The 13,042-nt window shown below is 68.4% G+C and carries 12 protein-coding genes; 3 read left to right on the top strand and 9 right to left on the bottom strand.

The window, feature by feature from the left end:
- The 7 genes from G372_RS0100575 to G372_RS0100545 all read right to left on the bottom strand — a co-directional run.
- Positions 1 to 523 (bottom strand): GDP-mannose 4,6-dehydratase (locus G372_RS0100575; protein WP_020008803.1); only part of this gene is annotated, 523 nt, incomplete at its 3' end.
- Between the two features lie 152 nt (positions 524 to 675).
- Positions 676 to 933, bottom strand: a complete 258-nt coding sequence (gene minE, locus G372_RS0100570; protein WP_018137595.1) for a cell division topological specificity factor MinE — start codon at positions 931 to 933, stop codon at positions 676 to 678.
- Between the two features lie 2 nt (positions 934 to 935).
- Positions 936 to 1,745: a septum site-determining protein MinD gene (gene minD, locus G372_RS0100565; RefSeq protein ID WP_012983203.1), complete on the bottom strand. Its 810-nt coding sequence runs from the start codon at positions 1,743 to 1,745 to the stop codon at positions 936 to 938.
- Positions 1,746 to 2,113: 368 nt separating this feature from the next.
- Complete coding sequence (minC, locus tag G372_RS0100560) at positions 2,114 to 2,845, bottom strand: septum site-determining protein MinC (protein WP_019624593.1); 732 nt, start codon at positions 2,843 to 2,845, stop codon at positions 2,114 to 2,116.
- A 198-nt stretch (positions 2,846 to 3,043) separates the two neighbouring features.
- Positions 3,044 to 3,817: a DUF1295 domain-containing protein gene (locus tag G372_RS0100555; protein WP_019624594.1), complete on the bottom strand. Its 774-nt coding sequence runs from the start codon at positions 3,815 to 3,817 to the stop codon at positions 3,044 to 3,046.
- A 5-nt stretch (positions 3,818 to 3,822) separates the two neighbouring features.
- Positions 3,823 to 4,860, bottom strand: a complete 1,038-nt coding sequence (locus G372_RS0100550; protein WP_019624595.1) for an SAM-dependent methyltransferase — start codon at positions 4,858 to 4,860, stop codon at positions 3,823 to 3,825.
- Between the two features lie 65 nt (positions 4,861 to 4,925).
- A complete protein-coding gene (locus G372_RS0100545) occupies positions 4,926 to 8,603 on the bottom strand; it encodes a hydantoinase B/oxoprolinase family protein (RefSeq protein ID WP_026340424.1) in 3,678 nt (1,225 codons plus the stop codon).
- Positions 8,604 to 8,727: 124 nt separating this feature from the next.
- Between G372_RS0100545 and G372_RS0100540 the strand changes: the two genes are divergently transcribed.
- Positions 8,728 to 9,855 carry a metal-dependent hydrolase gene (locus G372_RS0100540; RefSeq protein WP_019624597.1) on the top strand — a complete coding sequence of 376 codons (1,128 nt, stop codon included), beginning with the start codon at positions 8,728 to 8,730 and terminating at the stop codon, positions 9,853 to 9,855.
- Positions 9,856 to 9,869: 14 nt separating this feature from the next.
- Entirely contained in the window at positions 9,870 to 10,187 is a 318-nt protein-coding gene (locus tag G372_RS0100535) for a hypothetical protein (RefSeq protein ID WP_026340425.1), read from the top strand.
- A 12-nt stretch (positions 10,188 to 10,199) separates the two neighbouring features.
- Here G372_RS0100535 and dapB read toward each other — a convergent pair whose 3' ends face one another.
- Together dapB and prmB are read right to left on the bottom strand one after the other, a co-directional pair.
- On the bottom strand, positions 10,200 to 10,994 hold the full coding sequence (dapB, locus tag G372_RS0100530) for a 4-hydroxy-tetrahydrodipicolinate reductase (protein WP_019624599.1): 795 nt from the start codon (positions 10,992 to 10,994) through the stop codon (positions 10,200 to 10,202).
- 43 nt (positions 10,995 to 11,037) lie between these two features.
- Positions 11,038 to 11,925 carry a 50S ribosomal protein L3 N(5)-glutamine methyltransferase gene (gene prmB, locus G372_RS0100525; RefSeq protein WP_026340426.1) on the bottom strand — a complete coding sequence of 296 codons (888 nt, stop codon included), beginning with the start codon at positions 11,923 to 11,925 and terminating at the stop codon, positions 11,038 to 11,040.
- Positions 11,926 to 12,003: 78 nt separating this feature from the next.
- On the opposite strand from prmB, the gene asd reads away from it, so the two are divergent.
- Positions 12,004 to 12,858, top strand: a complete 855-nt coding sequence (asd, locus tag G372_RS0100520; protein WP_019624601.1) for an archaetidylserine decarboxylase — start codon at positions 12,004 to 12,006, stop codon at positions 12,856 to 12,858.
- Positions 12,859 to 13,042 lie beyond the last annotated feature (184 nt).

Raw genomic sequence — 13,042 nt, 5'->3', positions numbered from 1 at the left:
TCACCGGGAGCTGGTACAGGTGCGCATAGGTATGCGCCATCAGCTCGTTGGCCTTCTTGCTCGCGGCGTAGAGGCTCAGCGGGTGGTCGACGTTGTCGTGCACCGAGAACGGCATCGTGGTGTTCGCGCCGTAGACCGAGCTGGAGCTGGCGTAGACCAGGTGCTCCACGCCGTTGTGCCGGCAGCCCTCCAGGATGTTGCCGAAGCCGACCAGGTTGGTGTCGACATAGGCCGCCGGGTTCTCCAGCGAATAGCGCACCCCGGCCTGGGCCGCCAGGTTCACCACCCGCTCCGGGCGGTGCTCGCGAAACACCCGGTCCATCGCGGCGCGGTCGGCGATGTCCTCGCGGACCTCGGTATAGCCCGGGTGGTCCTGCGTGCGCGCCAGGCGCGCCTCTTTCAGCGAGACATCGTAATAGTCGTTGAGGTTGTCAACGCCAATGACCTCGTCGCCGCGCTCCAGCAGGCGCAGGGAGAGGGCACTGCCAATGAAACCGGCGCTGCCGGTGACCAGGATTCTCATGGACGGATCATGTGCCTTATGCCGATGTTAAGCCGATGGGGGCCAGGGCAACCCACCGTAGGAGGCCAGCCCTCTGGCCGATGGGGGCCGGGACTGGCTCCCCATCGCTCAGGGGGCTGAGCTCCTACAGAGAGAGACGGGCTGAACATATGCTAGCCCCGATCGTCGGGCAGCGTGATATTCAACTCCAGGACCTCGCAGTCGCCCTCGCGGTCGACGTTCATCTGCACGGCGTCGTCGTTGACCTTCACGTACTTGCGGATCACCTGCAAAAGCTCCTGCTGCATCGCGGGCAGATAATCCGGGCCGCCCCGGGCCGCGCGCTCCCGCGCCACGATGATCTGCAGGCGTTCCTTGGCAACGCTGGCGCTTTTCTGCCGCGGCTGGCGGAAGTAATCGAAGATACCCATGATCAGCTCCCGAACAGACGTCCGAAGAAGCCCTTCTTCGGTACATCGACAAAGCGCAGGGGCCGCTCCTCGCCCAGGAATCGATCCACTGCATCCTGGTAGGCCTGCCCGGCGTCGGATTCCTCGTCCAGCACCACCGGAAGACCGGCGTTCGAGGCGTTCAGCACGGCCTGCGATTCGGGGATCACACCCAGCAGATCGATGGCCAGGATCTCCCCGACATCCTCGATACTGAGCATCTCGCCGCGCGCGGCGCGCTCCGCGGCATAGCGGGTCAGCAGCAGACGCCCCTGGATCGGCTCGCCGCCCTGTTCCACCTGCCGGGTCTTGCTGGCGAGGATGCCGAGGATGCGGTCGGAGTCGCGCACCGAGGAGACCTCGGGGTTAGTGACCACGATAGCCTCGTCGGCGAAATAGGCCGCCATCAGCGCGCCCCGCTCGATCCCCGCCGGGCTGTCGCAGATGATGTACTCGAAGTCCTCGGACAGCTCGTTCAGCACGCGCTCCACACCGTCCTGCGTCAGGGCGTCCTTGTCGCGCGTCTGCGAGGCCGGAAGGATGTACAGGTTGTCTGCGCGCTTGTCGCGGATCAGCGCCTGTTTCAGGTTGGCGTCGCCATTGATCACGTTGACAAAGTCATACACCACGCGGCGCTCGCAGCCCATGATCAGATCCAGGTTGCGCAGGCCGACGTCAAAATCGATCACGGCCGTCTTGTGGCCGCGCAGGGCCAGACCGGTGGCGATCGCGGCAGAGGTGGTGGTCTTGCCGACCCCGCCCTTGCCCGAGGTAATCACTACGATGCGTGCCATGGTGGCTGCTTCTCCTTAGGGAAACGCTAATGAATGTACGCACTCGCGCTCGAGTCGCTTTTGCGTGCGAACAAGGCGCGGTGAGCGCAGTGTAGCCGAGCTACATAAGCGAGCCGCAACGCCGTTCGCGCGCCCGTTTTCGATAACAACTGGCGGCCGAGCCCCTGCTTTGAATGGTTCGTGGGGTTGGTACCCCAGGCTCCCCGATCCTGCGTTGCGCCGGTTGCGGGTAGAACCACTACCCGCCGCACGACGCGCCTTGTCTCGGAAAACCTGGGGTACCAACGCGAGTGTGTACATTCATCAGCGTTTCCCTTAGTCGTCGCGCGATGACGTGGACCGGACCCTGTGGCCCTCACGCCGCTCGCTCAGATTTCAGCGATCTTGAGGCTTTCGCCCGCGAGTGTCACCAGCCGGTTCTCGCCGCGCTCGGACTCGGCGATATCCTCGGCCACCCGGTAATGTCCCGCGATAGACAAAAGCTCTGCATCCAGTCGCCGGCAGAAGATCCGAGCCGTCTCCAGGCCCCGCACACCGGCGAGTGCGCGCCCGCGCAGCGGTCCCAGCACATGGATGTGGCCATCCGCCAGCAGTTCGGCCCCGGCGGATACCGCCCCAGTCACCAGCAGGTCGCCACCACGGGCGTAGATCTGCTGCCCGGAACGGACCGGACGATCCACCACACGGGTCGCGCTGTGGACCGCGGGAGCGGTCTCGGTCGCCTTGTCCGCGGATTTTCTGCCCTTCTTGCTCGGCGGCGGCTCCGGGGGCTCGCCTTCATCCAGGGGCACCTCGCCACTGGGCGCGCCGCCGCGACCGCCCAGCTGCAGCACGGGCAGGACGTCGAACAGCTCGGAATAGCTTTGCAGGCGCTCGGCGACCTCGCCGGCATGCAAGCCGATCAGCTTGAAGCCCTCGGCACGCACCTGCTCGATGGTCGCCTGCAGATCGCTCTCGGGGGCCTCGGCCACCGGCTCGAGGTCCAGCACGATGGGCATGTCGCGCATCAGATCCGGGGCCTGCTCGCGGTGCGCGACTAACTGCTCGCCGAGTTGCCGGGGGTCGGTCTGGAACACCCGCAGCACCGACACCAGCATCATGCGCCCTTTCAGTTCAATGGTCTGGACGGGACTCGGCGTAGCGCTCATGCGTGCGTAGGGCCCTGCTGTGAGATCGGCAATCGGGAAACACGGCCTCCGACGCGCGTCGGAAGACCGGAAAGATGCGCGCTTTATAGCGCGGACGGGGAAAGTACAGCAAGGGAGTACCGCCAAAATCGGCGGCGGATCAGTGTTTCCTTAAGATCGTGGCGGCCCCGGGATCAGCGTATTGGTGCGCCGCGCGTAGTCCGCATAGCCCGGCCGCGAGGCATGCAGACGTTTTTCCAGTAACGTGACGCCCGACACACGCAGGATCAGCACGATCATCAGGACCGCCGACGGCACCGCCCACCAGCCCCCGGCGGCTAGCGCGAGCAAGCCGTAGCCCACCCAGACGACGATCTCGCCGAAGTAGTTCGGGTGGCGGCTGTAGCGCCACAAGCCCTGGTCCATGACCTCGCCCCGACGCGCCGGATCGGCCCGGAAGCGCGCCATCTGCGCGTCCGCGACCGATTCATACAGCGTGCCCAGTGCCCAGACCGCCACGCCCAGCGCCGCCAGCGGCCACCAAATGCTCGCGGCATTCGTCACCGCCAGCATCGGCAGGCCGATTACGGCGACCAGCGCGCCCTGCAGCCAGAAGATCGTGACCAGGCTGCGCGCGGCAAAGGCCCGGTCCGACAGCCCCTCGCGCATGTCGGTATAGCGCCCGTCCTCGCCATGGCCCCAGTTGCGCCAGGTGATGAACAGCGACAGCCGCAGCCCCCACACCAGCACCGGGATCACGATCCAGAGGCCCTGCGCCGGCCAGCCCGCCAGCCCCCACCAGACCAGCGTCACGACCACGAAGCCCAGGCCCCAGAAGCGGTCGACCAGGCTGGCGTCGTGGCGCCAGACGCTGCCGGCCCAGACCAGGGTCATCAGGCCCATGCTGGCCAGAAGCCCCCAGAGAAACGCCATCAGTGCCTCCATCGCGATCAGCCCCCCGGTCGCTCGAACAGCACATGGGAGACGAACCACTCGTCCCCGCCGCTGTAGTCGAACAGCTCCGCGCAGGCCATGTAGAAGATCCGCCAGCGCTGGAACCACACTGCCGCATCCTGCCGGCCGTAGGCCTGTTCGAAGAGCGGCATCAGCGTGTCGCGGGCGCGATCCTGGCGGGCCAGCCAGGCATTGAGCGTACGGGCGTAGTGCTGCCCACCGACGCGCCACTGACGGATCACCCGCAGGTCCTCCTGGAAGTGCCGCGCGAGGTCGTCCGACGGCATCAGGCCGTCGCGGAAGAAGTACCGCCCCATCCAGTCATGCTCGCCCTCGGACTCGAACACATACGCGTGTTCGCGATGGGCGAACACATGCATGAAGAAGCGCCCGCCGGGATTGAGCCATCCGGCAATGCGCCGCAGCAGTTCCGGCCAGTTGCGCATGTGCTCGAACATCTCGATCGAGACCGCCCGGTCAAAGCCCGGCTCCGGCGGGGCGAACGTGTTCATGTCCGCGGTCAGGACCTCGAGATTGGCGAGCCCCAGGTCATCGCGGCGGGCCTCGATAAAGGCCCGCTGGGTATTGGAGTTCGAGACGGCCGTAATCTCTGCGCCAGGGTACTGCTCGGCCATCCACAGCGACAGCGACCCCCAGCCGCAGCCCAGTTCCAGCAACCGCTGGCCATCGGCAATCCCCGCGCGCTCGCAGGTCAGGTGCAGCATCGCCTCTTCGGCCGCATCGAGGCTGTCGACGCCCTCCGGCCACCAGGCGCTGGAGTACTTGAGGCGCGGGCCCAGGCAATGCTCGAAGTAAGCGGTGGGGATCTCGTAGTGCTGCTCGTTGGCAATATCGGTGGACAGGGCAACGGGAGAAGCGCGCATGGATTCGATCAGGGCGTAGCGCCGCTCCATGGTCTCCTCGGCCGTGCCGGAGACCTCTGCCAGGCGCTCCGCCAGCAGCAGGCGGATCCCCGCGCGCACCAGCATGTCCGGCATGCGTCCCTGCTCCGCCCACTCCATCATCCGCTGCATGCCGCATCTCCCCTTGAGTGCAACATGGACCCCGGGAAGTGTGACCGGTTCCCGCGATTCAACGCCTACGCATCGCTGCGACGGTCTCCGTAGCCACCGCCGCCGGGTGTGCGTATCTCGATCGCATCCCCTGGCTCTACATGGCGGCGATCGCAGGCGGACATCGGTTCGCGCGTGCCGTCGGCGCGCAGGATCGCATCCTCCCCCGGCGCACCCGGCCCGCCACCGGCGATCCCGAACGGCGGCACCCGGCGACGGTTGGACAACAGCACGACCTCCATCGCCTGGTCGAACCCGAGCCGGCGGATCACCCCATCACCGCCCGGATAATGCCCCTGCCCCCCTAAGCCGCGGCGGTAGGCGAAGCGCTCCACCCGCACCGGGAAGCGGCTCTCCAGCACCTCGGGGTCGGTCAGCCGCGAGTTGGTCATGTGGGTCTGCACCGCGCTGGCCCCGGCGTAACCCGGCCCCGCGCCGGCCCCGCCGGCGATCGTCTCGTAGTACTGGTAGTCGGCATTGCCGAAGGTCAGGTTGTTCATCGTGCCCTGGGCCGCCGCCTGCACCCCCAGCGCCCCGAACAGGGCATCGGTGACCACCTGCGAGGTCTCGACATTGCCGGCCACCACCGCGGCGGGCGGCGCCGGGTTCAGCAGGCCGTCCTCCGGAATGACCAGGTCGACCGGCGTCAGGCAGCCATCGTTCAGCGGGATCGCATCCTCCAGCAGGGTACGCAGTACATACAGCACCGCCGCGCGCACGATGGAGCTCGGCGCGTTGAAGTTGTCCCCGCGTACCGCGCTGGTACCGGTGAAGTCGATGCGCAGGCGCCGGTCGGCGGGATCGGGGGCGACCTGTACCCGCACCTCGGCGCCGTTGTCCATCGCATACGCGAACGTGCCGGCCTCGAGCTGCGGGATCAGCCGTTCCACCGCCTCGGCCGCGTTGTCCAGCACGTGGCCCATATAGGCTGTCACCATGGCCGCGCCGTACTCATCCAGGAGCCGGCCCAACTCCTCCAGTCCCTTGCGGTTGGCCGCGACCTGGGCCTCGAGGTCGGCAAGGTTCTGATCGGGGTTGCGCGCCGGCCACCGGCCCTCGCCGAGCAGTGCGCACAGACGGTCGCTGTCGAACACCCCGTCGCGCACCAGCCGGGTGGGCGGGATCAGCACGCCCTCCTCCTCAAGGCATGTGGAGAACGCGGGCATGGAGCCCGGGGTAATGCCGCCGACATCGGCGTGATGCCCGCGCGAGGCGACGAAGAACGCGGGGGCACCGGCCGCTGCAGACGGGTCTTCGGTCACCTCTTCACCCCCATCCAGGAACACGGGCGTCACCACGGTGATGTCCGGCAGGTGGGTGCCGCCGTTGTAGGGGTCGTTCAGCACGAAGGCATCGCCCGGGCGCAGGTCGCCGGCGAACGCCTCCACCACCGCCCGTACGCTGGCCCCCATGGAGCCGAGATGGACCGGCATGTGCGGGGCATTGGCGACCAGACGGCCCTTGGCGTCGAACAGCGCACAGGAGAAATCCAGGCGCTCCTTGATGTTCACCGAGTGCGCAGTGTTGCGCAGGGTGAAGCCCATCTGGTCGGCGATCGCCATGAAGCGGTTGTTGAACACCTCCAGCAGGATCGGATCGCGCGGGACGGCCTCGGGGCTTGTTGCCGCCGCGCCCGGACGCCGCGCGCTGCCCCGCTCGCGATCCAGCCGCAGGGTCCCGTCCGCCTCGATGCACCCGGCCCAGCCGGGCTCCAGCACCAGCGTCGCGGTCGGCTCGATCACGATGGCCGGACCGGCCAGGGTCATGCCGGGCTGCAGGGATTCCCGCCGGTACAGCGGCACATGGCGGTGTTCGCCGTCGATGACCATCGCGACCGTATCCGCCTCCGGCGCAGGCCCTCGGGTCACCGCTGCCGCCATGCGCTCCGGTGCGGTCTCCCTCGGGGCGGCGATCGCCTCGGCCGTCGCGATCGCCACCACCAGCTCACGATCCGGCGGGGCAAAGCCGTAGCGCGCGCGGTAGGCCTCGGCAAAGGCCGACATCAACGCCGCGGGCTCGCCCGCCGGCACCTCCAGCGCGGTGTCCGATCCGGCCAGGCGCAGGTGCAGCCGCCGCTCGATGCGCATGTCCGCCACCGCCACGCCCTGCTCCACCAGCGCGGCGCGGGCGGCCTCGGCCTGCTCCGCCAGGGCAGACTCGATTGCCCCGGCGTGCTGATCGTCCAGCGGCCACTCCAGACTGCGTTCGCGCAGGGCGCGCAACTCGCCCAGCCCCATGCCGTAGGCGGACAGCACGCCACCGAGCGGATGAAACAGGATATGCCGCATGCCCAGCTGCTCCGCCACTCGGCAGGCGTGCTGGCCACCGGCGCCACCGAAACAGACCAGCGCATAGCGCGAGACGTCATGCCCGCGCTGCACCGAGATGGTCTTGATCGCCTGGGCCATATGCTCCACGGCGATCTGCAGCGCCCCCTCGGCCAGACTCTCCGGGGTGGCGGGTTCTCCGGTCGCGGCCGCCACCGCGGCGGCCAGCTCCGCGAACTGGCGCCGCACCGGTTCCGGATCCAGCGGCCGATCGCGATCCGGCCCGAACACCGTCGGGAAATACTCCGGGCGCAGCCGCCCCAGCAGCAGGTTGCAGTCGGTCACGGTCAGCGGCCCGCCCTGGCCGTAGCAGGCGGGTCCGGGCTGGGCACCGGCGGATTCCGGCCCCACCCGCAGACGGATGCCATCGAAGCGGCAGATCGATCCGCCGCCGGCCGCGACCGTATGGATATCGAGCATGGGCACGCGCAGCCGCGCGCCCGCCACCTCGCTCTCCTGGCGGCGCTCCAGCGCCCCCGCCAGGTGCGCGACATCGGTGGACGTGCCACCCATGTCGAAGGTGATCAGGCGTTCGAAGCCGAGCGGGCGGGCGGTCTTGAGTGCCCCGACGATGCCCCCGGCCGGCCCCGACAGGATGGCGTCGCGACCGCGAAACCGCGCCGCGTCCACCAGCCCGCCATGCGACTGCATGAAGCGCAGGGGCACGCGGCCCAGCTCGCCCGCGACCTGTTCGACATAGCGGCGGAGCACCGGCGAGAGATAGGCGTCGACCACCGTGGTCTCGCCGCGCGGGACGAGCTTGATCAGTGGGCTGGTCGCGTGGCTGGTCGCGACCTCGGCAAAGCCCAGTTCACGCGCCACCGAGGCGATCGCCTGCTCGTGCGCCGGGTAGCGATAGCCATGCAGACAGACAATGGCCACGCAGCGGATGCCGTCTGCCAGCGCCGCCTGCAGCCGCGGCCGCAGCGCGTCCAGATCGACCGGATTGAGGACCTCGCCGGCCGCATTCACCCGCTCGCGCACCGGCTCCACCCGCGCGTAGACCGGTGTCGGCAGGCGGATCTCGCGGGCGAACAGCTCGGGGCGCGCCTGATGGCCGATCGCCAACGCGTCCTCCAGCCCCTCGGTGATCACCAGCAGCGTGGGCTCCCCCTTGCGCTCGAGCAGGGCGTTGGTGGCCACCGTTGTGCCCATGCGCACCTCGTGTACCACGCCCTCCGGAATGGGTGCTTCGGCCGGGAGCTCCAGCAGATCGCGAATACCCTGCACGGCCGCATCGCGGTAGGCCTCCGGGTTCTCCGACAGCAGTTTGCGGGTGTGCAGGCGCCCCGCCGGATCACGTGCGACCAGGTCGGTGAACGTCCCGCCCCGATCCACCCAGAAATGCCAGTCTTTCGCCGTTGTGGCTTGAGTCATGTCCACCGCTCTGGTTTGATCGCCCGAACTCGCGCCCCGCGGCCCGGTCGCAGGCTCCGTAATCGTCGAGCCGCCAAGGAAGCGCTGATAGATCAACGTTTCCCTAAACGAAGGAATATCGCGCATGGACCCCATTACCCACGCCAGTCTCGGCGCCGTGATCGGCGGCCTCACCCTCGGCTCCCGCCTGGGGCGCAAGGCCGTAGTGCTGGGGGCCGGTGTCGCGCTGCTGCCCGACCTGGACGCGTTCATAGCTTACGGGGACGCGGTATCCGAGTTCATCCACCACCGGGGCTTTACCCACTCCTGGCTGGTGCAGTTGCTGGTGGCTACCGGCGTCGCGGGGCTGCTCGCAAAGATCCCGGCGACGCGGGAGATCGGCTTTGGCCGCTGGTGGCTGTTCTTCTTCCTGATCTGGGCCACGCACTCGCTGAACGACCTGCTGACCACCTACGGCACCCAGGTGCTCTGGCCGCTGCCGGTCGGCCCCCTGTCCACGGCCTCGATCTTCGTGATCGACCCGTTCTACACCCTGCCGCTGCTGGTCGCGGCGATCGGAGCGCTGTTCTACCACTTCGCCCCGCGCCTGCTGGTCGCCGGGCTCGTACTCTCGACCGTGTACGCCGGCTCCGGCCTGGCATTGAAGGCCTGGATCGACCACCGCATCCAGCCCGCGCTGGCCGCAATGGAGCTGGACGACCAGCCGCGACTGATCCAGCCGACGCCGTTCAACCTGCTGCTGTGGCGGATCACGGTCATCAACGACGACGAGTTCCTGGATGCCTGGGTCGGCATCTTCGACGAGCCGATCCGGCCCGACTTCGAACGCTTCGAACGCGGCGACCAGGAGCTTCGCGAGGCCGCGCTGGACCTGGACGACGGGCAGCGCCTGCAGTGGTTCTCCGGCGATTTCCTGCGCTTTCATCGCGCCACGCATAACGAGGGCCCCGACCGGCTCGTGGTCACCGACATCCGCCTGGGGGTCCCCGGCTTCTTCCCGTTCGGCTTCGAGATCGCGGAGGAACACAACGGCGACTGGGAGCCGATTACCTCGCGTGCAATCGGCGAGCTGCCCCGGCGCGACAGCCTCGACGCCCTCGGCGGCATGCTGCAGCGGATCGTCGATCCCGAGGGTGCGCCCTGCATCATGGACCTGGGCGATCCGGCCTACGCGATCACCGAGCCGCCCCCGCGCTGCCGCATGGATGGACGCACGTCGCCTCCCGCCGGGGGCGCGCACGACATGCCGTGAGTCAGGGCGAAGCCATGATGCCCGGGGTGCCCGGCCCGCCACCAGCCTGCGGGCTATGCGGCCGGTCGATGGACGACCTGACACGACATCACCTGATCCCGCGCAAGCAACACCGCCGCAAGCGCATCCGGCGCCTGTTCAGTCGCAGCGAGCGCGAACAACGGATCCTCTGGGTTTGTCGCCCCTGCCACGACCACATCCACAAGCACTTCGACGAGCAGACCCTGGCCGAGCGTCTGAACACCGCGGAGGCACTGCTCGCCGAGCCGGTCGTGCAGGACTTCGTCGCCTGGATCGCGCGCCACCCGCCGGGCTTCAAACCGCGCAGCTGAAGCAGCTGGATCTTAGAGCTCCCGCAGCCCCAGCACGTCCTGCATGTCGTACAGGCCGTGTTCGGCGCCGGCCAGCCATACCGCCGCACGCACCGCACCCGCGGCGAAGATCCCGCGGCTGGAGGCCTTGTGGGTGATCTCGATGCGTTCCCCCTCGCCGGCGAACAGCGCGGTGTGCTCGCCCACGATGTCGCCGGCGCGCACGGTCGCAAACCCGATGGTGCGCCGGTCACGCGCCCCGGTCTGGCCCTCGCGGCCGTAGACGGCGTCGTGCTCCAGATCGCGCCCCAGGACCTCTGCCACCACGCGGCCGAGCTTCAGGGCCGTACCCGAGGGGGCATCCACCTTGTGCCGGTGGTGCGCCTCGAGGATCTCGACGTCCACGCTGTCGCCCAGTGCACGGGCGGCCAGCTCCACCAGCTTGAAGGTCAGGTTCACGCCGACGCTCATGTTCGGCGCATAGACGATGCGCATCGCCCCGGCCGCGTCACGCAGCCGCTGCTCCTGCGCGGCATCCAGGCCCGTGGTGCCGATCACCAGCGCCTTGCCATGCGCGCGGCACAGATCCAGGTGCTGCATGGTCGCCGCGGGGCTGGTGAAGTCGATCAGCACGTCGAAGTCATCGGCCACGGTCGCCAGGTCCTCGACCAGCTGGACCGGCGCCGTCGATCCCACGGACGTACCGAGCCGTTCGCTGCCCGGCCGCTCGCTCGCCGCCCCCAGCGTACCTTCGGGGTGATCCTCGACGGCCTGCACCAGGTTTTGCCCCATGCGCCCGGCGGCGCCTGCCACTGCCACTCGAATCATTGCCGTGTTCCCTTCGTTTCTGTTCATTCCCAGCCCGCGAAGACTACGGAAGATCCCGGGCATACGCGAGGAAGACCCCGTGGCCGCCGGATTCGAACTCCAGCCAGATCAGGGGCAGGTCAGGGAAGGCCTCCTCCACCGCGGGCTGGCTGTTGCCGACCTCGACGATCAGCGCGCCGTCCTCGGTCAGGTGGCGGCGCGCATCCGCCAGGATGCGGCGCACGATGTCGAGCCCGTCCTCGCCGGCGGCCAGCCCCAGTTCGGGTTCGTGGCGGTACTCTTGCGGCAGCTCGGCCATGTCGCGGGCATCGACATAGGGCGGATTGCTCACGATCAGATCGTAGCGATCCTCCGGCCCCAGCGCATCGAAGACATCGGAGTGCCGCAGCTGCACGCGGTCGCCGACGTCATGGCGCTCGATGTTGCGCGCCGCGACGGCCAGCGCCGGTTCGGAGACATCGCTCAGATCGACCTGTGCCTGCGGCAGGGCCAGCGCCGTGGCGATGCCGACGCAGCCGCCACCCGTGCACAGATCCAGCACGCGCTCGACCGACTCGGCCTCGATCCACGGCTCGAAGCCGACCGCGATCAACTCCGCAAGGGGCGAACGCGGCACCAGCACGTGCTCGTCGACAAAGAACGGCAGCCCGGCAAACCAGGCCTCGCCGGTCAGATAGGCCGCCGGCTTGCGTGTCTCGATGCGCGTGCGCAGCACCGCAATCACCCGCGTGCGTTCGGCCTCGCTCAGGTTCGACGACCACCAACTCTCGGGCAGATCCAGCGGCAGATGCAGCGCATGCAGCACCAGCCAGGCGGCCTCGTCGAAGGCGTTGTCCGTCCCGTGGCCGAAGCTCAGCCCGGCCGCGCGAAACTGGCTCGCGCCAAAGCGGATGAAGTCGCGCAGCGTGCGCAGTCCTGTGGTGGATTCCATCTGGGCCTTTCCCATTGGCGTGGGGGCCGTCATCATACCGGCTCGCTATCATCCCGTGCGCCCGAACCGAGTATCCCGATGAGTGCCATTGATCCCTGGCTGGCCCGAGCTTCCCACCTGCTGCCGCAGCACGCGATGTCCCGGGTGGTGCACCGCCTGGCGCGGATCGAAAGCCCGCGCGTCCAGCCGCTACTGCGCTGGTTCGTGCGCCATTACGGGCTGAACATGGACGAGGCGGTGGAACCCGACATCGCTGCCTATCCCAGTTTCAATGCCCTGTTCACGCGGGCGCTGCGCGAGGACGCCCGCCCCCTGGCGGGTGATGACAACACGGTCGTCAGCCCCGCCGATTCCCGGGTCAGCGCGGCCGGACGCATCGAGGCCGGCCAGATCTTTCAGGCCAAGGGCCACCACTACACGGTGCTGGAGCTTCTGGGCGGGGAGGAAGACCTTGCCGAACCGTTTCGCCATGGCCACTTCGTGACGCTCTATCTGTCGCCGCGGCATTACCACCGGCTGCACATGCCGCTGACCGGCACGCTGACCCACATGCTGCATGTGCCCGGCCGGCTGTTCTCGGTCGCACCGCGCATCGTGCGCCATGTCCCGCGCCTGTATGCCCGCAACGAGCGCGTGGTGGCCTGCTTCGACACACATTTCGGGCCGATGGCCGTCGCCCTGATCGGGGCCCAGAACGTCGGCTCGATCGAGACGGTCTGGGCGGGCGAGGTGACGCCCCCGGCCGGGCAGCCCTACAGCTGCAGCGAATACCCGGATCGCGACATTACGCTCGAGCGCGGGGCCGAGATGGGGCGCTTCAACCTCGGCTCGTCGGTGGTCCTGCTGCTGCCGGATCATCCGCTGGAGCTGGGGGCGCACCTGACGCCGGAGACCGAGGTGCAGGTCCGCGGCGCCCTCGGCCGTTTCTACTAGCCTCCGCCTGCCGGCCGGTTTCCGCACCAGTGCCTTACTATGCAGCCCCGCCTGTGGTCAATTGCCAGCGCCGATGAGGCTGGGCCTGGTTCGGCATCCGGGGTTTACGTGCCTTCGGTCCGCATACTGCCGTGCGCTCACTCGCGAGCGCGCCGCGAGGTACTTTCTTGCTTGCCCAAGAAAG

Source organism: Thioalkalivibrio thiocyanoxidans ARh2, from assembly GCF_000385215.1.
GTDB lineage: Bacteria > Pseudomonadota > Gammaproteobacteria > Ectothiorhodospirales > Ectothiorhodospiraceae > Thioalkalivibrio > Thioalkalivibrio thiocyanoxidans.
This window is presented reverse-complemented; position numbering and strand designations above follow the sequence as displayed.